Annotated in this window: 23 protein-coding genes; 19 read left to right on the top strand and 4 right to left on the bottom strand. The window is 39.3% G+C overall.

The features are described 5' to 3' along the window. The first annotated feature begins 106 nt into the window (after positions 1–106). The 8 genes from eno to CLV96_RS02430 are packed head-to-tail and all read left to right on the top strand — an operon-like array spanning position 107 to position 7,388. Positions 107–1,408 (top strand): phosphopyruvate hydratase, encoded by a 1,302-nt coding sequence (gene eno / locus CLV96_RS02465; protein ID WP_004788586.1) that lies wholly within the window; start codon positions 107–109, stop codon positions 1,406–1,408. Between the two features lies 1 nt (position 1,409). Beyond that, positions 1,410–1,874: an FtsB family cell division protein gene (locus tag CLV96_RS02460; protein ID WP_004788476.1), complete on the top strand. Its 465-nt coding sequence runs from the start codon at positions 1,410–1,412 to the stop codon at positions 1,872–1,874. 1 nt (position 1,875) lies between these two features. Beyond that, complete coding sequence (locus CLV96_RS02455) at positions 1,876–2,484, top strand: ClpP family protease (RefSeq protein WP_004788639.1); 609 nt, start codon at positions 1,876–1,878, stop codon at positions 2,482–2,484. Further along, a complete protein-coding gene (locus CLV96_RS02450) occupies positions 2,471–3,484 on the top strand; it encodes a YheT family hydrolase (protein WP_004788348.1) in 1,014 nt (337 codons plus the stop codon). The genes CLV96_RS02455 and CLV96_RS02450 overlap by 14 nt, the downstream gene beginning before the upstream one ends. Positions 3,485–3,516: 32 nt before the next feature. Continuing rightward, positions 3,517–4,902 carry a TldD/PmbA family protein gene (locus tag CLV96_RS02445; protein ID WP_004789118.1) on the top strand — a complete coding sequence of 462 codons (1,386 nt, stop codon included), beginning with the start codon at positions 3,517–3,519 and terminating at the stop codon, positions 4,900–4,902. Then, positions 4,902–6,281, top strand: a complete 1,380-nt coding sequence (locus CLV96_RS02440; protein WP_004788580.1) for a TldD/PmbA family protein — start codon at positions 4,902–4,904, stop codon at positions 6,279–6,281. The genes CLV96_RS02445 and CLV96_RS02440 overlap by 1 nt, the downstream gene beginning before the upstream one ends. A 2-nt stretch (positions 6,282–6,283) precedes the next feature. Beyond that, on the top strand, positions 6,284–6,817 hold the full coding sequence (locus tag CLV96_RS02435) for a DUF4416 family protein (protein ID WP_004789057.1): 534 nt from the start codon (positions 6,284–6,286) through the stop codon (positions 6,815–6,817). Then, positions 6,792–7,388 carry a hypothetical protein gene (locus CLV96_RS02430; protein WP_004788871.1) on the top strand — a complete coding sequence of 199 codons (597 nt, stop codon included), beginning with the start codon at positions 6,792–6,794 and terminating at the stop codon, positions 7,386–7,388. The genes CLV96_RS02435 and CLV96_RS02430 overlap by 26 nt, the downstream gene beginning before the upstream one ends. Positions 7,389–7,403: 15 nt before the next feature. On the opposite strand, the gene CLV96_RS02425 is transcribed toward CLV96_RS02430, so the two are convergent. Next, positions 7,404–8,153: a diacylglycerol/polyprenol kinase family protein gene (locus tag CLV96_RS02425; RefSeq protein ID WP_004789056.1), complete on the bottom strand. Its 750-nt coding sequence runs from the start codon at positions 8,151–8,153 to the stop codon at positions 7,404–7,406. Between the two features lie 3 nt (positions 8,154–8,156). Next, positions 8,157–8,513, bottom strand: coding sequence for an STAS domain-containing protein (locus tag CLV96_RS02420; protein ID WP_002973885.1), 357 nt, complete (start codon positions 8,511–8,513; stop codon positions 8,157–8,159). A 73-nt stretch (positions 8,514–8,586) separates the two neighbouring features. Here CLV96_RS02420 and CLV96_RS02415 point away from each other — a divergent pair, with 73 nt between their 5' ends. The 6 genes from CLV96_RS02415 (at position 8,587) to CLV96_RS02390 (ending at position 15,577) form a co-directional block, all read left to right on the top strand. After that, entirely contained in the window at positions 8,587–8,886 is a 300-nt protein-coding gene (locus CLV96_RS02415; RefSeq protein WP_004788839.1) for a hypothetical protein, read from the top strand. Between the two features lie 29 nt (positions 8,887–8,915). After that, positions 8,916–10,433, top strand: coding sequence for an LIC12015 family putative lipoprotein (locus CLV96_RS02410; protein WP_004788395.1), 1,518 nt, complete (start codon positions 8,916–8,918; stop codon positions 10,431–10,433). 100 nt (positions 10,434–10,533) lie between these two features. Continuing rightward, positions 10,534–10,929 carry a helix-turn-helix domain-containing protein gene (locus CLV96_RS02405; protein WP_015678327.1) on the top strand — a complete coding sequence of 132 codons (396 nt, stop codon included), beginning with the start codon at positions 10,534–10,536 and terminating at the stop codon, positions 10,927–10,929. Positions 10,930–11,028: 99 nt separating this feature from the next. Continuing rightward, complete coding sequence (locus tag CLV96_RS02400) at positions 11,029–12,615, top strand: sodium:neurotransmitter symporter family protein (protein WP_004788673.1); 1,587 nt, start codon at positions 11,029–11,031, stop codon at positions 12,613–12,615. Between the two features lie 113 nt (positions 12,616–12,728). Continuing rightward, positions 12,729–14,717, top strand: coding sequence for an ATP-dependent DNA helicase (locus CLV96_RS02395; RefSeq protein WP_004788657.1), 1,989 nt, complete (start codon positions 12,729–12,731; stop codon positions 14,715–14,717). 2 nt (positions 14,718–14,719) lie between these two features. Further along, positions 14,720–15,577, top strand: coding sequence for a hypothetical protein (locus CLV96_RS02390; RefSeq protein WP_004788393.1), 858 nt, complete (start codon positions 14,720–14,722; stop codon positions 15,575–15,577). On the opposite strand, the gene CLV96_RS02385 is transcribed toward CLV96_RS02390, so the two are convergent. Further along, on the bottom strand, positions 15,540–16,343 hold the full coding sequence (locus CLV96_RS02385; RefSeq protein WP_004788799.1) for a hypothetical protein: 804 nt from the start codon (positions 16,341–16,343) through the stop codon (positions 15,540–15,542). The two genes, CLV96_RS02390 and CLV96_RS02385, sit on opposite strands and share 38 nt — an antisense overlap. A gap of 59 nt (positions 16,344–16,402) precedes the next feature. After that, positions 16,403–17,707, bottom strand: coding sequence for an asparagine--tRNA ligase (gene asnS / locus CLV96_RS02380; RefSeq protein ID WP_040917655.1), 1,305 nt, complete (start codon positions 17,705–17,707; stop codon positions 16,403–16,405). Between the two features lie 55 nt (positions 17,708–17,762). Between asnS and folD the strand changes: the two genes are divergently transcribed. The 5 genes from folD to CLV96_RS02355 are packed head-to-tail and all read left to right on the top strand — an operon-like array spanning position 17,763 to position 22,889. Continuing rightward, complete coding sequence (gene folD / locus CLV96_RS02375) at positions 17,763–18,638, top strand: bifunctional methylenetetrahydrofolate dehydrogenase/methenyltetrahydrofolate cyclohydrolase FolD (RefSeq protein ID WP_004788958.1); 876 nt, start codon at positions 17,763–17,765, stop codon at positions 18,636–18,638. Further along, the gene (locus CLV96_RS02370; protein WP_004789139.1) at positions 18,622–19,590 is read left to right on the top strand and encodes an acetylxylan esterase; all 969 of its coding nucleotides are present in this window, start codon (positions 18,622–18,624) and stop codon (positions 19,588–19,590) included. Before folD ends, CLV96_RS02370 begins: the two co-directional genes overlap by 17 nt. After that, positions 19,587–21,044: a cysteine--tRNA ligase gene (cysS, locus tag CLV96_RS02365; RefSeq protein WP_004788303.1), complete on the top strand. Its 1,458-nt coding sequence runs from the start codon at positions 19,587–19,589 to the stop codon at positions 21,042–21,044. Before CLV96_RS02370 ends, cysS begins: the two co-directional genes overlap by 4 nt. Next, complete coding sequence (gene rlmB / locus CLV96_RS02360) at positions 21,026–21,799, top strand: 23S rRNA (guanosine(2251)-2'-O)-methyltransferase RlmB (RefSeq protein ID WP_004788311.1); 774 nt, start codon at positions 21,026–21,028, stop codon at positions 21,797–21,799. Before cysS ends, rlmB begins: the two co-directional genes overlap by 19 nt. Then, positions 21,786–22,889 (top strand): alpha/beta hydrolase, encoded by a 1,104-nt coding sequence (locus CLV96_RS02355; RefSeq protein WP_004788425.1) that lies wholly within the window; start codon positions 21,786–21,788, stop codon positions 22,887–22,889. Before rlmB ends, CLV96_RS02355 begins: the two co-directional genes overlap by 14 nt. Positions 22,890–22,908 lie beyond the last annotated feature (19 nt).

The raw sequence follows: 22,908 nt of genomic DNA, 5'->3' as shown, positions 1-22,908 counted from the left end.
TAAGTCATTTTCCTGGAACTAGGCTCTTTGTCGAAAAAGTTTATTGTCAGAGGCTTAAATTTCCTAAGACTGGGAGGAAATTATCCCTTAGGAGAAACAATTCCCGATGTCCCAAAAAGATAGCATTCGTTCCGTCAAAGCCCGTGAAATCATGGATTCCAGAGGAAATCCAACCGTTGAAGTGGATGTCACACTAGAAGACGGTTCCTTTGGTCGTGCGGCGGTTCCTTCTGGTGCGTCAACTGGTGAACACGAAGCCGTAGAACTTCGTGACGGTGATAAAAAAAGATACTCCGGAAAAGGTGTACTCAAAGCCGTAGAAAATGTAAATTCTAAAATCTCTAAATCCATCTTAGGCCTTTCGGCAACAAACCAACTTCTCATTGATGGAACAATGATCTCACTCGACGGAACAGCCAATAAATCAAAGTTAGGTGCCAATGCACTTTTGGGTGTTTCTATGGCTGTGGCAAAAGCGGCGGCGGCACATGCTGGTCTTCCTTTATACCGTTATATTGGTGGAACTTTTGCTCGTGAACTTCCTGTTCCCATGATGAATATCATCAATGGTGGGGCTCATGCGGACAACAATATCGACTTCCAAGAATTTATGATCCTTCCCGTATCGGCTCCCAACTTCCGCGAAGCCCTTCGTATGGGTGCCGAAGTTTTCCATAGCCTAAAGTCTGTTCTAAAAGGCAAAGGTCTGAATACCGCTGTGGGTGATGAAGGTGGATTTGCACCCAACCTAACAAGTAATAGCGAAGCCATCGAAGTGATCCTTACTGCAATTGAAAAGGCTGGATACAAACCAGACCTAGACATTAAAATTGGTTTGGACTGCGCTGCTTCTGAGTTCTACGACGAGAAGAAAAAGAAATACGTTCTCAAAGCAGAGAAAAAACCGGAAAAGACTGCCGAAGAACTCGTAGAATACTACTCAAATTTAGTGTCCAAGTATCCGATCATTACCATGGAAGACGGTCTGGATGAAAACGATTGGACAGGCTGGAAAAAACTTTCCGAAAAACTGGGGAAAAAGATCCAACTTGTGGGGGATGATTTGTTCGTAACCAATATCAAAAAACTCGCACAAGGGATCGATAAAGGGATTGGTAATTCCATTCTCATCAAAGTGAACCAAATTGGAACTCTCACAGAAACCCTCAGTGCAATCGAAATGGCGAAAAAAGCCCAGTATACGGCTGTTGTATCTCATAGATCTGGGGAAACAGAAGATGCGACCATTTCCCATATCGCCGTGGCAACAAACTCGGGTCAGATCAAAACGGGATCGCTCAGCCGAACTGACAGGATCGCCAAATACAACGAACTCCTTCGTATCGAAGAAGAACTTGGTAAAAATGCAAGCTTCAGCGGAGTAAACACTTTTTACAACTTAAGGTAATATGACACCAACGAAAGCCTCCCTACTTGTAATGTATATTTGTGCTGGTATCTATCTTGGACTTTTGTCCGAGTCTGGGATTGCCGAACGTATGCGCCTCGAGAAGGAATTACAAAATCTCAATGCGGAAGTAGAGAGGCTTGTGGTCGAAAACCAAGGGTTGGAAGAAAAGGAACGCCGCCTAAAAAATGATGCTTATGCCTTAGAACAGGAAGCAAGGAAGTACTATTTACTTTCTGAAACTGCTCATGTATTGAAATTCGAAGAAATGCCTTCGCCTTTGACGCAAAAAACAAAAGCCCTTCCGGCTTCCCTGCATACGGCAGGGCTTGGCGGGGAATGGAAAGAGCCTCCGCTCTTTTTGTTACGTTTCTTTTTTATTTCTTTCAGTGTTTTCCTGATTCTAGGCGTTTACTTCAAGCTGAAACGCTTGCAACCTATGTCTAATCACAAAAGACTGAATTAATATGCCAGAAGAAGAAACACCAGAAAAAGAAATCACCGAAACCATCCAAGATCTCATTAGCGACAAAAACATGGGTAAGAAATTCCTGGAAAAACGGAAAATCTTTCTCTGGGGTCCAGTCACTGACGAATCTTCCAAGGAACTCACTGCCAAACTGATGTATTTGGAAATGGTAGATCCTGGAAAACCAATTACGTTTTATATCAATAGCCCCGGTGGTGTTGTCACCTCTGGACTTGTCGTTTATGACACCATGCAAATGATTTCCTCACCAGTACATACAGTCTGTATGGGAATGGCTGCCTCAATGGGTTCTATCCTTCTCATTGGTGGAAAAAAAGGAAATCGTTACATTTGGCCGAATGGTCGAGTGATGATCCACCAACCATCCATTGGTGGACAAATCCAAGCACCTGCTACGGATTTACTCATCCATGCACAGGACATTGTCAAAACCAAAGAAAAACTCAACCAAATGTTAGCGGATGCTTGTGGCAAAACTTACGAACAGTTGGTAGAAGACACAGACCGCGATTATTATATGGATGCCGACCAAGCTTTGGCTTACGGGATTGTAGATAAGATCGTAAACACAATTGACGTCGTCTAACAGAGAATTCAAACCTAGAAGATTTTTAGAAGGTAGGCATTTACAAACTGTCTACAACGTACTCTTTCCTCCAGACAATTCTTTGGAGGATGAGTATTATTCAGAGAGTATCCTCATTCCCACAAACGATGGGTCTGGGGATTTGCTTTGGTTAGAACACAACCCCCCTCTTTCTTTAGTTCGAAAAAATGCCTCCAAATGGAACGGATACTATTTACTTCTCATTCATGGGATGGAAGGAAGTTCTGAATCCCATTATATGGTCAGTGCTGGAAAAGAAGCGCTTAATCGTGGTTATGGGGTGGTTCGTATGAATTTACGGAACTGTGGTCGCGGGTTCGGTATTGCCAAAAAACCTTATAATGCCGGCCAATCGGAAGATTTAGAAGCCGTATTAAAATACATTTATAAACATTTTACTAAATCCATATTTGTTTCTGGATTTTCCTTATCTGCCAATATGGTGATCAAATTTTTTGGAGAAAAAAGGGAACATTATTCGAAGGCATTTTCGGCCACCTCCCCTCCATTAGATTTAAAACGGAGTTGTGACTTTATTGATTCGAGGGCAGGTAATTTTTACCGCGATCATTTTTTGGATACCATGAAAGAAAAGGTAACCTCAGGGGTTTATGAAATCTCTGATAAAATGAAAGAAAGAGTATTGCGAAGTAAATCATTTTTTGATTTTGATGATTTCTTTACAGCACCAATTTCTGGTTATGCGAATGTATTGGAATATTACAATATTTGTTCCAGTGTCAAATATCTCGGTGGAATCAAAGTTCCTGGACTCATTGTCCATGCGGATGATGATCCAGTGGTTCCTTCTGAAGTTTGGCACGAAATTCGTTGGAAGTCCTTTCCCCTATTACAAACCGTTCTTACGGAAAAAGGCGGACATGTTGGATTCATCAGTGATCCCTCTCCGGACAATCCAGAAGGAAGATGGCTTCCACGGATTCTACTCGAATTTTTTGATTCGCAAATCAAACCATAATTATCGTCATTAAAATATAAGGAAGGGAAGTTATGCGAAACCTATTAAAAGAATGTTTGGCCGAAGAGTCCGGATTTGTCGAACTAAGATACCACCATAAAGAAAGTCGTTCCTTCTTTGCCGAAAGGGGACGAGTGGAATCTACGGCACTTCGCAAAAGAACGGGAATTGGGGTTCGGGTTTTGGAAGCCGGAACTTGGGGTTTTGCATCCACCAGCGAAATTTCAAAGTCTTCCATTCAAAATGCCATCCAAGTGGCTAAAAAAGCGGCTCGCCTATCCTCTGCTCTGCGAAAGGACAAAATCCCAAACTTACCAAAAGCAAACTTTGCCATTGGCGATTTTATTGGGAAAGGGATTGAAGACTTTCGTAATCGAACCGTAGAAGAAAAATTAAAACTCGTTCTCGACATCCAAAATGCTGCCGCCAAACAATCGGCAAAACTCCAATCGGTTGGTTGTGGTTATTCCGAAATTTACGAAGAAAAAGCCATCGTCACGACCGATGGAGCGGATAGTTTTTTCAGTATGGTACGACCAGAATTTCGAGTTTCTGCCGTTGCCAAAGAAGATGGAAAGATGGAATCCGGTTCCCATTCTATCGGAGTGACTGGTGGTTGGGACTGCCTCTTTCGGTCCCAGTCACCCACAGAGATTTCTGATGAAGCTTGTAAAACTGCTGTGGATTTACTTTCAAGTTCTCTCCCCGACGGCGGCCTTTCCACAGTCATTTTATCCCCTTCGATTGTGGGTCTCCTTGTTCACGAAGCCATTGGTCATACCGTAGAGGCAGACTTTGTTTTGTCCGGATCCGTGGCGCAAGGAAAAATTGGTCATAGAGTTGGTTCTGACCTCGTTACGTTATGCGACTCTGGGTATTCTGAATATTATGAAGGTGCTGGTGGTTCCATCCCTGTGGATGATGAAGGGGTCATTCCCACAAACACAGTCATTATTAAAAATGGAATTCTTTCTTCTTATCTTCACAATCGGGAAACCGCGGAACGATTTGGAGTGGCACCAACGGGATCTGCAAGGGCTTGGGAGTATGGAGATGTTCCCCTCATCCGCATGCGTAACACTTTCCTTATGCCTGGAGATTCCAGTTTGGAAGAAATGATCGCAAATACAAAAGATGGATACTATTTGGATGGAGCCAAAAACGGCCAAGCAGATGCTACAGGTGAATTTATGTTTGCCGTCCAAAAAGCTTACCGCATCCAAAATGGAAAGATCACTGATCTTTTGAAAGGTGTGACTGTTTCGGGTCTTGCCTTTGATGTTTTACAAAATGTAGATATGGTATCCAAAGAATTCAAATGGGATTTGGGTTCGGGACATTGTGGAAAGGGACAACCAGCCAAAGTGGATGCCGGTGGGCCTTATGTTCGCACGAAAGTATTACTCGGTGGTAAATAATGGATCGTAATTCGATTGAAATACGTTTGAACGACCAAAAAGATTTACTTTCTAATTTAGTCAAAAAAGCAAAAACCAACGGGATCGACCAAGTTGAGATTTATTCCAGTTACGGATATTCGGAAGACGTCAGTTTAGAAAAAAATGACTTAAACAACTGTACGGCGACTGAAGAAAATATGTTCGGAATCCGTGTGATCCATGAGGGTAACCAAGGTTTTATCATCTCCAATCATATCCCAAGCCTTTATCAGTCGATTGAAGAAGCTTATAGTTTAGCAAAAAGTCAATCCACTCCAGATTTTGATTTGGGACTTCCAGAACCAGAATCCATTCAGAATCATTTCAACCAATATGATGATTCTTTAGATACAATGGGAATTGAGGATTTGGTAGGTTCTGCGAAAGAGGCTCTTGGTTGGAGAAATGATTTGTATTCCAAGGTCAATATTGACTCGGGAGATTTTTCGCTTAGCAAGGGTTACAAACTCATCGTTTCTTCCAAGGGAGTGATGGCCCATGAACTGGGTGCAGAACTTTCTGCTTCGGTGATGGGAATGGGTGTGGATGGGGATTTAGTCGGAAGTTTTGATTATGATTCTGCCAGTGGGTTTGACAAAAGCCAATTCCAAACTCTGTGGAAAAAGGCCTTTATGAATTTTGGAGACAAATGTATGGGAGCACTTTATGCCAAACCCATCTCTGGATTCAAAGGAAAGGTTTTACTTCCCCCCGATGCTGTGTTTTCATTTTTTCTCGGACTTTTTATTGGTTCTTTAAATGGAACAAGTCTCCGCAAAGGAAAATCAAAAATGGCAGGTAAACTCGGCAAAAAAGTTGCCTCCTCTTTACTTTCCATTTGGGATGATCCAACAAACAAAAGTTTAATGGGATCAACTGGATTTGATAGAGAGGGACTCCCTACTACAAAAAAATCAGTCCTAACAGAGGGAGTCTTAAATACCTACTTCTACAATACATATGAGGCTAAAAAAGCAGGCCTTCCAAAATCCAATGGATCTGCGAGCGGTGGAGCCCAAAGTCTCCCTGGTTGTGGCCCAAAACAACTCCAGATTGCACCAGGCACCTCTACCAAAGATGAGTTTTTCAAACTCCCTGGAAAAACTCTATTTGTGAACCGAATTTCGGGAACTAAAGATGGAGCCTCGGGTGATTTTTCGGGAGTGATCAAAGGGGGATACCTTTTGGAAAATGGAGAGAAAGTCCCCGTCCGAGAGGTACAAATTGTAGGGAACGCATTTGAAGCATTAAACCAAATCGAAGCAATCTCCAAAGAAGGAGAACTTCTGGGTGAATCATCTTTTGTTCCTTATATGTTACTCGATGGATTTACCATTACGGGAGTGACAGAAGATTAATCATGCCACAAGAGATTTTAGAAAGACCGCCTGGTGCTTCGTTTTTTGTCATTCTTTCCTACCAAGAGGAAGGCACTCTTTTTGAACTGAAGGCGATGGCAGAGAAACGGTTTTCTAAAATCCTCTATGAATCTGTTTTACTTCCCAAATGGACTCCTGATGAAACAGAAAGGGAATTTGCTTATCCGGGACGATTTACAAAAGTTCTTTCCTTTAAACAAAGAATCCACAGAGAAGAACTTGTTGAAAAAAAGAAGGAATGTCTAGAATTCCAAAATCTATTACAAAAAAAAGACCAAAGTGTACTTCTTATTCCGGGATACGTTACTTCGCATAACATCATTATCGCGAAATCGAAAGATGATTTCCATCGTACTTATTTGTTTCAAGGTGTTTACGGAGAAACGATTTATCATTTTTCCAGAAGCCAATTAGTAGTGGCTGAATCAGCGCAAAACTACTTTCGAGAAAGAGAAGTAAGTTATTTTTTTAATACTCTTAGGGAATCCTATGAATTCAATAAATTCAAATCTTGATTCAATGTTGCCAATTTCTCAAATTTTAATCAAAAGAAAAAATGGATTTTTTAAAATGATATTCTGCTTTTTGATTTTTGGTTGTGGCGGGATAGAAACGAACTCATTTCAATTCTGTGATAATTTTAATGAACCCTTAGATTGTACAGAACCAAAAACCGAGAAAGACGTTGTTTATCTGGATAAACAATTGTTTAAAAAGGAAAATCCGAATTATGAAGATTTTGGAAATTTTTTGTATTTCATTGCAAGAGAGACTCCTGGGTTCCGACTCCTATTGCCAAAACCATACAACGGAATGGGAAAAGAATCCTTTCGTGCGCAATATGTTGCTTATTTGAAGTATGGAAATTCTTTAGAACGGATGGAGGGGAATTTATTTCAAAATAATGTGGTTGTCTCCTTTCATTATTTAGGAGCTCTCTTAAAAGAAGAGTTCCGTCATAATGGAAAGGCTAAGTCCCCTTTTCGGTTAGAGGACTTAGGAGTCATCTCATTGGAATATAAAGTTATGGTTCCGGGGATGGAACAAATCACCAAACAGAGAAAAGTCGAACTTCGTTGGAAGTAATACTAAAGTTTGCCTTTATTTTTGAATGTAAAGAGCCTTTGGGTCGAAGAAAAAATCCATCGGTGTATAATCCAAATACAACAAAGACAATATAGAAAGAACAACGGCTCCTACAATTGGGATAAGAAGGTTGTCATCCACAAGTCCCTTGGCCGTTGTATTTGCAAAAAACTCAGTCACACAAGCCGAGACTACAGAAAAGAACACAAGATAAATCGGCGTCCAGAAAATGGCTCCTTGGTTGTCAAGGATCGCAAGGAAACTACCTGGTTGGGATTTAGTAATGAGAAAAAGTGCTAGAATAGAAAACAAAAATGCGGGAACTAAAAACCCTATGATTCCTTCGAGAGATTTTCCGTTATAGAATCTATGTTTTCCATACTTACTTCCGACATAAGCCGCAAAGGGATCCCCAATCACTAAAAACAAAATGGCAAGAATGGCTACTTCAGCGGGAAAAAACAAAACCACAAGGAAGTTGGCAAAAAAATACGGGACCGTTCCATTGAATCTTTTTCTTTCAGACTCTTTCATTAAGAACCCAAAATATTTGTAAAAGAAATTTTCAAAACCGGAATGATTGAGTCTGACAAATTCCAAAATTAATAAACTAACAAGGAGGATTCCGAGTAAGGAAACTAGGATTGCCCGAGTTGCAAAGACAAGTCCGAAGGCATTTTGAAAGGGATCAAAAAAAAGAGTCACGGGAATGACGAGCCCAAGTACATGCCAAATTTTACGAAAAAAATTAAATCCTGAATTCACTGTTTACCTGCTGGGTCTTGAGGCCATTTTAAATGCTGCCTCTTCATTGTTTGCTATGGGAAATAAATTACGAACTCCGGCCATCAAAAATGCTTGTCTAACACTTAACGGCAGATTGATTAAGATGATTTTATGTTTGTGAAGGAAGGCTTCTTCGCTGAGTGTTTTAAAAGCAATGATTCCTTGGGTTGTGACCATATTCAATTCTTCCAAATCCAAAATGACAGACCCGTGTTTTAAGGAATTGATTACCGATTTGATGCATTTTTCAGCAGTGAAGTTATTTAGGTTTCCCTGCAATTTGGTTACATATACAGTATCTATTTTTTCAGTGGAAACTACTAAATCGTCTAAGCTCATAAAAAATTCTATTTTTCTTATTTCATTCTTGCACTCTATTGCAAGTAAATAAAACTTTTGGAAGGAGTGGAGTTTGAAGGTAACGGTTGCCCATTTATACAAAAAACTGGAAGAACTGGATCGTGATGTCGTCGAATTGAAAAAATTGACGGACCGCCTAGCTTCCGATAGGGAATATTCCCCCATTCTTAAAGAAACTTTTTTATCGGAAATGAACAAATTAGAGGATCAAAAATCGGAGATTCTCAAATTAAATGTTTCTCGTTCCGAATCTTTGGTCAAAAAACCTGCTGTCATTGTAGAAAAGCCGGTAATTCCTGGTCCACCGGTGACGGATTCCAAAAAACCCGAAAAACCTGTTCGCAAATATTAAAGAATACTGAAAATAGACAAGGATATCCAATGAATCTAAACAAACTTTTCACTCTGGGTCCCGTACTCGGTTTGATCTTCGTATCACTTCTCAATTGCTCCAAGGATTCAGAAATCCTAGCGACATTTGATGGTGGAACTGTAACGCGCAAAGAAATGAACTTTGTGATAGAGGCTTCTAAAAGAGGAAACACTGAACCTCAGCCCATTAGTGCTGACATCCAAGCCAAAATCTTAGAAAGTATCGCTTTAGAAAAAATCTTACTAAAAGATGCGATCTCTTCCAAAAAAGTTGCTGAAGCAGATGTTCAAAAAATTGAATCATTAGTGAACCAGTTTTTGAAATTAAACGTTTATATGCGAGAGTATGTGAAAAATGGTCTAAAAGAAAAACCATTAGAATTTGTAAATCTTCAGCTAGCACTTGTTCGTGGTGAAGATGAAGCAACAAATTTGAAAAACGCTGAAGCTTTAGCTGCAAAGCTGAATTCACTTTCCGATAAAGAAATTTCAGAAGAAATTTCCAAAGTAACGGAAGATATGACAAGAAAACCGATTGCAGGAAAGTTAGAGCCTTTTTGCACAAATTGTGCGGAAACTCCTTTGGAAGACATTCTAACAGAAGTAAAAAAAGCTAAAAAGGGAACTTTTATTTCTTATGCGAAAGCCGGTGAAGGAAGAATTGCTTATGTCGTTCGTTCCACAGGAACTGAAAAAGTTCATCCAGAAAGACTAAAGAAATATTTCACATCTATTTTTGAAGATTTCAAAAAAGAGGCAACTGAATACGGAAAAACCCATGAAGATGCAGAAACAAAGGCATCTGTTGCTTACTTTACAGAAGGCGAATCCGCTGACAAAGCAAACCAGTTTGCTTCTCATACAATGAAAGAATATGAGCAGGGATTGTATCAAAAAGAATTAAAACGGATCACAGAAGAAAGCGGTATCACAGTTGCGAACCTTCCTCGTTTTTCTGGTCCAAATGATATTGATCCCAAAATTTTTACTCCTGAATACTCTTTATATTCTGCACGTGATGGAAAAAGCTACACTTGGAAAGATTTGAATGCTGACTTTGAAGCCATTCCCGACGTGCTAAAACAAGAATACAAAGATGAAAAATCCAAAACTTGGGATATGTTAAATTTATTTCAGTCTACCATCCTTCAGGGAAAAATTGCCGAAACTTCTGACCGTGTACAAGATGTTGGTTCGGAAATTGGATATATCATGCAAATGGACAAGATGAAAGTTTCTTTGGCGTTAAAATCGCTACAAGATGAAATCAAAGCCATTCCTGTGAACGTGACGGAAACACAAATGCGAGATGCTTATGAAGCTGGAAAAATGTACGCTTATGCAGATCCAGATCCTAAAAACCCGCAGAACCGCATTCCTAAGCCTTATCCCGCAGTCCGTGAAAGAATCAAATCGGAAATGGAAGGTGCACAAAGGAATTCATTTATTGAACAAAAAGTCGCAGGTTTGAAGACCACTTACAACTTAGTCATTGCTTCTGATCGTTTAAAAGAAGTTACATTATAGCCCTTGTAAGATTTGGAATATGGCAAAATTTTTTTATTGAATTTTGCCATATTTGACATATTCTGACTGTTAGGGGGGATAAATGAACAATCACATTTACATGCTTCGAAAGAAGAGAGGTATCAAACAGTACGATATGGCAAGGGCGCTGGGAGTTTCTCCGAGTTACCTATCCAAAATTGAGACTGGAGCCCAAGATCCGACTGAAAAATTCAAGTCATCTTGTGCAAAGTATCTCAAAACCTCTGTTGATAAGCTTTTCAACGAAAGCGCTGTGGAAGACATCTACCCTGAGTTTTCCAATGGATTGAAAAATAAACTTTGGGCAGTCCGACGTGAGTTAGGAATCAAACAATACGATTTCGCAAAGAAATTGAAGGTTTCCACTCCGTTTTTGTCAAAAGTAGAACTGGGACTATTGGAACCACCGGAAGATTTTAAGAATCTGGTCTCCAAAGTTCTAAAAATGGAAAAAAACGAGCTATTTCTCGGCTAATTTGAAAATCACCAAAGCAAGGTGTCAAAGCCTTGCTTTTTCTCAATCTTCTACAAAAAGATTTTGTCACATAATTCCTAATACATTCAATAGTCCCTGATGAAAGAGAGACAAGTGGAACACCACGATGGCTGGGCCAGTCGTATCGGTTTGATTTTGGCTGTAGCAAGTGGTGCAATTGGACTTGGAAATTTTTTACGATTTCCTGGGCAAGCCGTACAAAATGGCGGTGGTGCCTTTATGGTTCCTTATATCACAAGTTTCCTCATTTTGGGAATTCCTGTTTGTTTAGCAGAATGGACCATGGGCAGGATGGGTGGCAAACACGGTCATAGCACCCCATTTATCTTTCGTGAGTATCTCAAAGGATTTCCACTCAAACTTTCTGGAACCATCGGCGTGATGATTCCTGTAATGATTTATGTATATTATGTTTTCATTGAATCTTGGTGTTTGGCTTACGCTTATTATTTTTTAACCGGACAAATGTCTCTCGATGGTTCTACGCAAAGTGAAATGACCCAACAGGCTTCAACTTTCTTTATGCATTTAACTGGTGCTTGGGCAAATGGATCTAGTTTTCAGTCCCCTATTATTGTCTTTTTTTTAATCTGTGTTTTGTTTAATTTTTTACTTGTTTATCGAGGCCTTTCCAAAGGACTCGAAGCCTTTGCAAAAATTGCGATGCCAATGATGGGAATTTGTGCTACCATTATTCTCATTCGTGTTTTAACAATTCCTGGAATTGAGTCAGGTCTTGCCGTTATGTGGAACCCAGATTGGTCAAAATTGACCCAACCTAAAGTATGGATCAGTGCTGCCGGTCAAATTTTCTTTTCCCTATCGACTGGTTTTGGGATCGCACTCGTGTTTTCTAGTTTTTTAAAGAAAAAAGACGACGTGGTTTTATCGAGTCTCTCCTCCGCATCTTTGAATGAATTCGCAGAAGTTGTGTTTGGTGGTATGATCACAATCCCTGTGGCATTTCTATTTTTGGGAATGCAGGCAACTTCTTTTGGAACTTTTGGGATGGGATTTATTGCTTTGCCTTCCGTGTTTGGAATGATGCCAGGAGGCGCATTTTTTGGTGGACTGTGGTTTTTGGTTTTGTTCTTAGCTGCGATTACCTCTTCCGTCACTATGTTGCAACCTGGTATTTTATTTTTAGAAGAAGGATTTCATCTTGGTCGTAGAAAATCCTCTTTAATTTTATTTCTTTTTACTTTATGTCTCTGCCTACCCATCATCTACTTTAACAAAGACTTTGCAGCTCTTGATATCGCCGATTTTTATATTGGAACGATTATGATTTACGTCTTAGCCTCCATTCAAATTTTTATCTTTGTTTTTAAGATTGGTGTGGAAAAAGGTGTCAAAGATGCCAGTGAAGGTAGTCTTATTCCCTTCCCTAAATCAATTCAGTTTGTTTTGAAATACATCACTCCATGGTTTTTACTTTTTATCTTTGTTTCTTTTTGTTACATGAACTTACCCGAATATTTAGATAAAATGAATCCTGAGGTCATGGGTTCTCTAGCAGAAATCAAAGGGGAAAGTGTCGAAGATGCAAAAACTAAAGCAATCATCGCTCGTTCAGTTGTGATTGGTTTAGTTTTGATTTATGGTTTTATCTATGTATTAGTTTCAAAAGCCTTGGATCACAGAAAAGAAAAGGTGGTCACATGATTTCGTCTGGCGAACTTAATTGGCAAGGAATTCTGATCATGACAATTTCTCTTGTCTCTGTGATCAGTTTAACTGTTGTTTGTATCATTCTTCTTTTTCGCAATAGGCATTAATTGGACGTACAATCTGTTTTTACAAAAAAACTTCCAAATCTTTGGAAGGATTATGAAGTCAGAAAAGAACAAATGGAAATGGCAACTTCCATTGAATCTGCTTTTAACACCGGATCAAATTGGGTCATCGAAGCAGGAACTGGTGTAGGAAAATCGTTAGCGTATTTGATTCCAAGTGCCCTATTTTCATTGGAAAATGATTGTACAGTGGTCGTTTCCACTGAAACAAAATCCTTACAAGATCAATTATTGTATAAAGATATCCCGCTCGTTGCAGAAGCTCTTGGCGTTTCAGTCAATGCAATGGTTGCCCTTGGTGCAAACAATTACCTTTGCAAACGGAAATACAACCGTGTGATGGAGCGAGGTGACTTTGGTCCAGAAATGGAATCTTCCATTCAATATTTTGTGAATTGGGAAAAACAAACAAATGCTGGAATCCGGGCCGAATATGATGGGTATCTATCAAATTCCTTTTGGAGTTCTGTAGCAAGAGAATCTGACAATTGTTTGGGGAGAAATTGCCCTAACTTTAGTTCTTCTTACTACTTTTTAGAAAAGGAAAAATGGAAAAAAGCCAATATCCTAATTGTAAATCATCACCTACTAGCAAGTCATTTAGCAGGGGATTTTAAACTCCTTCCTCAGTTTTCACAACTGGTTATTGATGAAGCACATGCTTTCCCTGAAATAGTTGGAAAGGCTTTTGGATCTGAAATTCGTTATGATCTTCTAATGAATCTCCTCCATTATCTTTATTTTCCTGAAAAACGTACCGGGCTTGTTTTAAAGTTGAAAAACGGCGAAAAAATCATGAAGTCGGTAGAAGCTTCTATTGGTTATGCGAATGATTTTTTTCGGATGTTACTTTCAGTCATCCCTCTACAATTCAATCAGTTTTCTACTCGCCATACAGAACGGATCAAACTCGATAATGGAGCCTTAGAAGATACCTTAGCTGATTTGGCATCACAGTTGGAAAGTTTGCTTTCTAAATACAAAAAAGACAGCGAGGATATGGAAGAAAAAGAAATGGCATTGGGGTTAGAGATGGTTTCTGGGAATCTGAAAAAAGTCTCTTCCTTTCTCAATGACTTTCGTCTGAAATCTAATCCTAATTTGGTCTTTTGGATTGAACCACCCCCACAGTCGGCAAAGGATCCATTTTATTATTTATTCTCCCAACCGAAAAATACAGATGAAATTTTGGCAAATACACTTTTTCCCAATATGGATTCTGTTGTGATGACCTCGGCTACACTTTCTCCTACTGCGGGAAACTTTCAGTATTTTTTAAAGGAAGTGGGAACAACGGAAGTTAAAACCAAAACACTCGCCTCTCCTTTTGCCTACAACACACACTCTCTACTATTTGTACCGAGACAGGTGGCAGATCCCGTCCAGGATCCGAGACGGAATAAAGCGGATCTTTCTTATTGGATCGCACGTCTTCTTAAACTTTCCGAAGGGGATGCTTTTGTTCTTTTTACATCCAACAAACTATTGTCAGAACTTTATGAAGAACTAAGGGACCAAGTTCCCTATCCGATTTTTTCCCAAACAGAAATGGGTCCAATTGCCGCCAAACGAGAGTTTCTTGCCAATGAGAAAAGTGTACTTTTCGGAGTGTCTAGTTTCTGGCAAGGGGTGGACATTAAGGGCGATAAACTTCGCAATGTGATTGTGACCAAACTTCCTTTCCAAGTCCCCACGGAACCGGTGCTACAAGCAAAGATGGAAGATATGGAAAAAAAAGGAAAAAGCCCCTTTTGGGAAATGCAAGTCCCTAAAACTTGTCTGCTTTTGCGACAAGGATTTGGACGCCTCATTAGATCACAGTCAGACACAGGAATGGTTAGTATCCTTGATCCTCGTGTACATACAAAGTCCTACGGAAAAAACGTCTTGCAAAGTCTTCCAAAGGGAGTTCCTCTCATTACAGAATTTAACGATTTGGAAAGAAAATTCCATCTTTTGCCGAAGTCTTAATTATGAAACGAATCTATTTTTTGTTGGCATTACTCCTTTCTGTTTCTCTAGGATCAAAACCCATTCAGGATCAGGATATCTATTCCTCCGTTGTCAATTGGACAGAACTTGTTGTGACTTCTTCGGTAAAGGAAACCATTCCGAAAATTGTATTTGATGAGGATGATCCTGAATTTTCCGGAAAAAACACTGCCACAAGCCAAGGGAAAGCCCATTCTATGGCGAGGAAAAAAGCCCGAGAAAAACTTCGCGTGCGACTCAGCCAAAGATTAGAGTCTATTTTTTTTAATGCTGATTATACAGTTTATGAGTACACACAAGTGAACCAACAAGCAAGACTCCGCCTCAATTCATATATTGGTTCAGAAAAAGAAGAATATGATTTTCAATTTGTCAAAAATGTTTTGGAAGCAAAGGCTAGTTTGCCACTGAGAGGAAAGGATGGAATCCTTGCTCATATTCCTTTCGAATACGGAACAGAATCTGTTCCTGAGTTTAGTGAAGAAGTTGTACCGGTGGAGTTTTCAGGGCTTGTGGTTGATGCACGTCATCTCAATCTAAAACATGCACTCTTCCCTAAGATCCAAACAGACCGAGGTTTAGACATTTACTCTCCTCTCTATGTTAAAGAAGCCTATGCTATGGAAACTGGATACATTGTATACAGAGAAGAACAATTAGGGAAAGGAATTGAATCTAAAGTTGGGAAAAATCCATATTTTGTCTTAGCACTTGCTACTGCTGGAAAAAATCAAACCGATCTAGTGATTCCCACTGACGAGGCGGCCAAGTTATTAAGCCACCCCGAAACTCGTAAAAATCTTACACGTTGCAGAGTTTTGATTTTAGTTTCTCAGTAAGAGATAAAAACATTTTTTCTGCTTTTACATAGTCTCCGTGAAAGAGATAAGCAAAACCCATGTCTTCTAAATCCTTATGTGCCAACGAGTTAGTTTTTGTTTCTAACTCAGCAATTTTTTTGTAAACGGAATCATACATTTTACGTTTTTCTTCAAAACTAGGTAGATTCAATTTACCAGGAATATTTTCAAAAATTAGATTTGCTTCTTTATGACGATCCAAAAAGAGAAGCGCCATACCCACAAGTTTATGGATATCGGAGTCGTTTAACAATTTCATGTGGTCACGAAAAACTTTAATCACTTCATCGTATCGTTTCAAATAATACGTTGAAATTAGTTCCTCTTTGACAAAGGAGTTATCATTCCACTGCTTTTTGTATCTTCCAATGACGGACTTTGCATCTTCATAAGCTTCTGCTCGGAAGTAGATTTTGATCGCAGTTTGTATAATAGAAAAACAAAGGGGATTTGTTTGTGTGGAAAAATAAAGGTTCAGGTTATTGCATGCTTCTGCCGTTTTTCCAAGTTCATGATTTTGGATTGCATCTACAAGAGGTGCAAGGCTTGAGATTCCTTTTGGTGCAGAGATAGTCGCTCTTCCAGTCAATTCATACAAAGCCAAATAACCAAGATGTTGTATGTAAAAGTTTTCAGGATGACGTTTTGCAAGAACTACGACATCTTCGTTTGATCCTACCTCATATAGATCCCAAGCTTCCTTCTCAATGGATGTATTTAAAACTTGGGTTGCTTGTTGTGCCATAAGGTTCCTCTCTTTCTATAAAAAGATCGGTTAATGGACAAAATTTCCTTTAAGAAAAATTATGGACTCAGCCTGTAAATCATCCGTGGGAATGGAATGCATTCTCGAATATGGGACAAACCACAAATCCATGCGATTACACGTTCTAGACCCATTCCAAATCCTGAATGTGGTACAGAACCATATTTGCGTAGGTCCAAATACCAAGAATAATCTTCTGGAGGAAGGCCTTCTTTTTGTAACCGTTCCACGATTTTTTCGTAGGATTCTTCCCTTTCGGAACCACCAATGATTTCCCCAATTCCATCGGGAGCAATTAGGTCAGCAGAAAGGACCGTTCTCTGGTCCTCTGGATTTTGTTTCATATAAAAGGCTTTGATCGCACGAGGAAAATTCTGGATGAAGATGGCATTCCCATAATGGTAAGTTAGGATTTGTTCTCTTTCCGAATTGATGTCTTCACCCCAGGAAATCTCTTCTCCTGCAGTCTGTAAGACCTGGATTGCTTCCCCGTAGTCCACTCGTGGGAAAGGTCTTTTTAATTGCTCTAAAAGTGGGGCCGGATCCCGGTCCAAAGTCTTTAGGTCTTCCAAAGTTCGTTCAATGGTAGTTTGGAGAACCGTTTTGACAAATCGCTCTTGTAAGTCCAAGTTTCCGTCTTGGCCAAGGAAAGCCGTTTCCGCTTCCAGCATCCAAAACTCAGTTAAATGCCTTCTTGTTTTGCTTTTTTCGGCACGAAACGTTGGGCCAAAACAATACACTTTAGAATGGGCAAAGGCTGCAGTTTCTAGATAAAGTTGTCCCGTTTGTGCCAGGTAAGCTTGTCCCAGGTCAAAGTATTCTGTTGAAAACAAAGTGCCTGCTGACTCACCGATAGATCCAGTGAGGATGGGAGTGTCAATGAGTGTATATCCGTCGTTACGAAAGAATTCGCGGATGGCGAAAGACAATTCGGAGCGGACCCGTTGGATGGCGAGTTGTCTTTTGGAGCGTAACCATAAATGTCTATGGTTATGTAAAAAATCTGGCCCATGTTCTTTGGGAGTGATGGGATATTGGTGTGATTCACCGACAATGGCAAAGGAATGTAGGAATAGTTCGCTACCACCTGGGGCTTTTTCGTTCTTTTGTATCACTCCATTGACCACAAGGGATGTTTCTTGTGGGAGTGCCTTGACTTTTTTAAAAATATCTTCGCCTAAAAAATCTTTCTCTGCTACGACCTGGAAAATCCTACCGTCCATACGGAGTTGAAGGAATTGGACATGGTTGTTTCCTCTGAGTCCTTGGACCCAACCTTGGAAACGGACAGTGGCGGAGGAATGGGAGGGATTGGATTGTGATGGATCTAAACTTGGAGTCATGGATGGTTTTTTCTGTTTGCCAGTTCAATTTTCTCTGAAATTTTGAACTTACAGAATGAAATCTAGCATCCTATTAGACGGTAAAGCGATTTCCGAAAAAATTCGAAATCGAATCGCAGAAACACTAGCAAAAGCTAAATCCGAAGGCAAAGGTGTCCCGACTCTTGCTACCATCCTTGTTGGGGATAACCCCGCGTCCGAAACCTATGTGAACATGAAGGTGAAGGCCTGTGAAAAGGTGGGAATGGGTTCTCGTTATGTTCGGATGAAAGAAGAAACAACCACAGAAGAGTTGTTAGCTGAAATTAGAAAACTGAATGCAGATGATTCAGTGAATGGAATTCTTTTACAACATCCAGTTCCGCATCAAATTGATGAACGGCTGTGTTTTGATGAAATTGCACTAGAAAAGGATGTTGATGGAGTGACTACCATATCCTTCGGTAAACTATCAATGAATAGCGAGGCATATTTTCCCTGCACTCCGTATGGGATGGTACTTTTGCTTCAGGAATATGGAATCGATGTATCCGGTAAACATGCTGTTGTTGTTGGAAGGTCCCCTATTCTTGGAAAACCAATGGCTATCATGCTTACAAACCTAAATGCCACTGTTACCTTATGTCATTCGAAAACCAAAAATTTACCAGAGCTAGTAAAACAAGCGGACATAGTGGTCGGTGCGGTTGGAAAACCTGAGTTCATTCAAGCCGATTGGATCAAAGAAGGCGCAGTTCTTTTAGATGCTGGTTATAATGTAGGAAATGTGGGAGACATTGAAATCTCTAAAGCCAAGGACAAATCTTCTTATTATACTCCCGTACCTGGTGGAGTTGGTCCCATGACGATATCAGTTTTATTGCTGCAAACCATGTATAGTTTTTTAAATCAATTTTCTCCTAAGTTGGATTCTCATGCCACAAACCGTTAGTTTTGATGAATGTTTCCAAACGGTTCCAAAACTAGACCCACCTTCTGACTTGGATAGTTTTTGGAAGGCAGGGATAGCAGAATTAAAAAAAGTTCCAATCAAAGCGACATACAAAACCGTTTTGAAAGGATCTTTTATTTGGGAATCTCTCAATGATATTAGTTTTCAAAGTATCGACAATCATGTGTTACATGGAAAACTAGCAATCCCAAGAAAAAGAGGGAACCGGCCTGTAGTTGTTTATTTCCATGACTATTTAGCCGTTCCAGAAGAAATCCAAAAAGGTTATTCAGATTTGGGTGTAGCTCAGCTTCATATCACCTTGCGTGGGCATGGTGAGGAAATGGTTCATGCCCCAGTCGACCCAACCACGGGAAAGGTACCCATCGGTTGGACACCCAATTATTTTGCTCATGGGCTTGATCAAAAAGAAGATTTTTATATGCGTAAACTCTACTTAGACGTAATTCGTACAATTGAGTTTTTGCGTTTGACCGACGGGATTGACGGAGACCAAATCATTTTACATGGAAAATCATTGGGTTCCGCTTTATCGGTGTTTGGTGCAGCCTATTCCGATCGAATCAAAGGTTTGATATTAGAAACACCGTCTTTTTGTTATATTGATAAGGACCAAATTTCTTTAAAGGGGAATCCGTGGATTCGCGAACTCACTCCTTTTTTAGAAAAAAGGGCCACTAAAAAAATAGATTATAAAAAAGAACTGGCTTATTTCGATGCTTTGAACTTTTCCAAAAAGATCAAAATCCCGGCTCTCTTCTCATGCGGAATGGAAGATGTTATCTCTCATCCAAAATCAACCTTTGCTTTGTTTAACCATATGAATTGTGATAAACGTATGCAGTTGTATCCAACGGAAGGAAATGAAGCGGGAAAAGATAAACAACCACAAGCCAATCTGGAATTTGTAAAAGAAATTTTTGCTTTATGACAGTCATTCCATTTGTATTTCAGAATTCCAAATCAGGAAAAAAAGAACCTTTTTCTCCCAAAGATCCTTCGAATGTAAGCATATATTCGTGTGGGCCAACCGTATATAATTTCGCTCATATAGGAAATATTCGTTCGTTTTTGTTTGTTGATGTACTTCGCCGTGCACTTTTGTTAGGTGGATATAAGCTAAACCAATCAATGAACATTACTGATATTGATGACAAAATAATAAACGAATCGATCAAAAGAAAAATTAGTGTAGAAGAGTTTACTAAACCGTGGACGGAAGCATTTTTTAAAGATTTAGAAACCCTTCATGTTCAAAAACTAGAACATTATCCGAAAGCAACCGAATCCATAGATGATATGGTAGGACTAGTGGAAACATTAAAGGCCAATGGCCTTGTTTATGAAAAGGATGGGAGTTTGTACTTTTCCATTCAAAAATTTAGTCGTTATGGGGAACTATCAAAAATTGATGTTTCTGGAATGAAGTCTGGTGTTCGATACGACGCAGATGAGTATGAAAAGGATGATGTCAGAGATTTTGTCCTTTGGAAAAACCAAAAAAACGAAGAAGAAAAATGTTGGCATACTAGGATTGGAACAGGACGACCTGGTTGGCATTTAGAATGTTCTGCAATGATTCGCAAAGTATATGGCTCTGGGGTGGACATTCATACAGGAGGAATTGACCTACTCTTTCCTCATCATGAAAATGAAGTGGCTCAAAGTTTAGGTGCTTATCCTGACGAAGAATTTGTTGGTACTTGGCTTCATTGTGAACATCTACTTGTGGATGGAGAAAAAATGTCTAAAAGTAAGGGTAATTTTTATACCTTACGAGATATTTTAGAGAAAGGATATGATCCAAATGCCATACGTTACCATTTGATTTCTGCACATTACAGAAGTAAGTTGAATTTTTCTTTGAGTAAATTGGATGAATCTAAAACAGCGATGGAGAGGATTCAAAATACCATCTATCGGGTATTAGAAGAAGGAAAATTATGGGACAAAGTCCCAAATTCATTAAAAGATTATGTTTTTATTGTTCCTGAAATACAAAAACTAAATTTGGAATTTTTAAATTCATTAGCCGATGATTTAAATGTTCCCAAAGCACTTGCTTCTGTTTTTGAACTTGTAAGGATTGTGAATCATTTTTTGGATTCTAATACAGAACTTTTTGATTCTTTATTTTTAAAAGAGTCCCTCTTATTATTTTATAAAGTAAATGACCTCTTCGCTGTATTTTCCTTTGAGAAACAAGTCCAGTCTTTGGATGGAATTTCCGAAGACTGGATTTTGGAACAAATCGAAGCAAGAAAAGCTGCCAAACAAAATAAAGATTTCTCTACTGCCGACAAAATTCGTAAAGAGTTGGAAGAAAAAGGAATCCTTCTCGCTGATACAAAAGAAGGAAATACCACATGGAAAAAAGCCCAGTAGAAATACTTTTCGGTAAAAGAAATTTTTATGAATTTTTGGAATCTTTGGAACAGATGGCTCCGGAACGTGGTGTTAAAACCATTCGAGAAGTCATCGTTAAAGACTCGATGGGAAATGAAGAAAAACAAAGAATACGAGGTTATATTCCAAATTCAGTAAAGTTTACGACTGTATCCTCGAGAGAATTGGATCGTATTGCATCTGATAAAAACCACCAAGGTTATGTGATCATTCGTACAAAGCAAAAATCGTTTTCCTCCCTTGGATTTGAACAATTCAAACAGAATGTAGAAGCAGGCGAAGGTCCCATCTTAATTTTGGATCGGATCCAAGATCCTGGCAATCTCGGAAATATTTTGAGAACTGCTGAATGTATGGGAGTGAAACACGTGTTAATGTCTGATCGAGACACCTCACCAATCACTCCGGTTGTGGAAAAGGTTTCTGCGGGAGCAGTCCATCATTTGCAAATCTACCGAGTCGCAAATCTGATGCATGGGATGGAATTTCTCAAAAAAAATGAATATTGGGTTCTTGCCACTGATGAAGAAGGTGAAGAAACCATTTGGGAAACTTTACCAGATGCATCTCAAATAGCGGTGATCATGGGGAACGAAGGTGAAGGCGTTAAACGATTGTTATTGGAGGAGGCAGATTATGTAGCAAGGATTCCACTTTTTGGCTCTGTAACATCGTTAAATGTTGTGGTTGCTTGCGGAATCACTTTGGATCGGGTACAAAATGTTTCGCGTTAGGCGAAATATATTTCTTTTTGTTTTAAATCTTTTTATTGGGATTTTTATATTCCCTTCTTGTATTTACGACTTTTATAGAAAGGAATTTGTATCCGAAGAGAAAAAAAACGACGAAGCACTGTTACTTGCTTTTCTTGGCCTCCTTCCCAATCCTAACCAAAAGTTATATGGTTTTTTCCCCGGTTTTTCTCAGAATTTATCGGATTCTCAATTTATTTCTTCTGAGTTCTTTCCCAAATCTGGAAAAAAGAAAATTGTTTTGATTCATGGTTGGAATCCAGCGGAAAGAGATTCTGATCCCATCACAAATGATGAGAAAAAAATTCAAAATATAAAAAATACATTTTCCAATGGACTGATTCACTTTCAGGAAGGAAGGGCTTCTGCTAATAGCGATTTTGATTTCTATGTATATACCTACCGAACTTCCAATAGCATTTTAATCAATGGAAAACAATTTCAAAACACTTTACGTTTGAATTTTACTGACTCAGATCAAGTTTATATTGTGGCTCATTCGATGGGAGGTCTTGTAACTCGTGTGGCTTTGTCACCAGATACTGGAAACCTTCCCTTCGTTCGGTTAGTTGTTACTTTGGCTAGTCCACAGTTTGGATCTCCATTCGCGACACCCAGTTTTTTAGCAAGTAACCCATTTTTAAATGATTTAGGAAATTACTTGGTGGGAACCCAAGGTGGATCCGAGTTGGGATATACCAACCAAGGTGTGGGCCAAACGAATTTGAATGGAGCAGAAAATCTTGTTCTGGATGTGATCAACCAATCATACCTGAACAATAATCTGAATGGAAAGTTTGTTAGTTTTGCTGGAGTAATGAGCGGCTGTAATGATGGAGAAACATTCTACTATAATACAGGTTGTACGATTTTATCGAATGCAGGGTTTACACAATCTGATGGAATCGTACCACGAAATAGCGCAAGGCTTGGAAACTTAACCTACAAACAAATTGATATAGCAGATTGTGATCATTCCATGATGGCTTTTCAAACCATTGACCCAAATGATCCCAAAAGTCTAAATCTGTTTACACAGGTGATCACAGAAATTCGAAATTCACCTTATTAAGGTGGAGGAATCTGAATGT

It is taken from the genome of Leptospira meyeri (genome assembly GCF_004368965.1).
GTDB classification, from domain to species: domain Bacteria; phylum Spirochaetota; class Leptospiria; order Leptospirales; family Leptospiraceae; genus Leptospira_A; species Leptospira_A meyeri.
The sequence above is the reverse complement of the archived record's forward strand: the minus strand, read 5'-3'. Positions and strand labels throughout refer to the sequence as shown.

Coding starts and splice junctions, on each gene's coding strand:
- eno (WP_004788586.1), top strand. CDS start 107: ATGTCCCAAAAAGATAGCATTCGTTCCGTCAAAGCCCGTGAAATCATG.
- CLV96_RS02460 (WP_004788476.1), top strand. CDS start 1,410: ATGACACCAACGAAAGCCTCCCTACTTGTAATGTATATTTGTGCTGGT.
- CLV96_RS02455 (WP_004788639.1), top strand. CDS start 1,876: ATGCCAGAAGAAGAAACACCAGAAAAAGAAATCACCGAAACCATCCAA.
- CLV96_RS02445 (WP_004789118.1), top strand. CDS start 3,517: ATGCGAAACCTATTAAAAGAATGTTTGGCCGAAGAGTCCGGATTTGTC.
- CLV96_RS02440 (WP_004788580.1), top strand. CDS start 4,902: ATGGATCGTAATTCGATTGAAATACGTTTGAACGACCAAAAAGATTTA.
- CLV96_RS02435 (WP_004789057.1), top strand. CDS start 6,284: ATGCCACAAGAGATTTTAGAAAGACCGCCTGGTGCTTCGTTTTTTGTC.
- CLV96_RS02430 (WP_004788871.1), top strand. CDS start 6,792: ATGAATTCAATAAATTCAAATCTTGATTCAATGTTGCCAATTTCTCAA.
- CLV96_RS02420 (WP_002973885.1), bottom strand. CDS start 8,513: ATGAGCTTAGACGATTTAGTAGTTTCCACTGAAAAAATAGATACTGTA.
- CLV96_RS02410 (WP_004788395.1), top strand. CDS start 8,916: ATGAATCTAAACAAACTTTTCACTCTGGGTCCCGTACTCGGTTTGATC.
- CLV96_RS02405 (WP_015678327.1), top strand. CDS start 10,534: ATGCTTCGAAAGAAGAGAGGTATCAAACAGTACGATATGGCAAGGGCG.
- CLV96_RS02400 (WP_004788673.1), top strand. CDS start 11,029: ATGAAAGAGAGACAAGTGGAACACCACGATGGCTGGGCCAGTCGTATC.
- CLV96_RS02390 (WP_004788393.1), top strand. CDS start 14,720: ATGAAACGAATCTATTTTTTGTTGGCATTACTCCTTTCTGTTTCTCTA.
- CLV96_RS02385 (WP_004788799.1), bottom strand. CDS start 16,343: ATGGCACAACAAGCAACCCAAGTTTTAAATACATCCATTGAGAAGGAA.
- asnS (WP_040917655.1), bottom strand. CDS start 17,707: ATGACTCCAAGTTTAGATCCATCACAATCCAATCCCTCCCATTCCTCC.
- folD (WP_004788958.1), top strand. CDS start 17,763: ATGAAATCTAGCATCCTATTAGACGGTAAAGCGATTTCCGAAAAAATT.
- CLV96_RS02370 (WP_004789139.1), top strand. CDS start 18,622: ATGCCACAAACCGTTAGTTTTGATGAATGTTTCCAAACGGTTCCAAAA.
- cysS (WP_004788303.1), top strand. CDS start 19,587: ATGACAGTCATTCCATTTGTATTTCAGAATTCCAAATCAGGAAAAAAA.
- rlmB (WP_004788311.1), top strand. CDS start 21,026: ATGGAAAAAAGCCCAGTAGAAATACTTTTCGGTAAAAGAAATTTTTAT.
- CLV96_RS02355 (WP_004788425.1), top strand. CDS start 21,786: ATGTTTCGCGTTAGGCGAAATATATTTCTTTTTGTTTTAAATCTTTTT.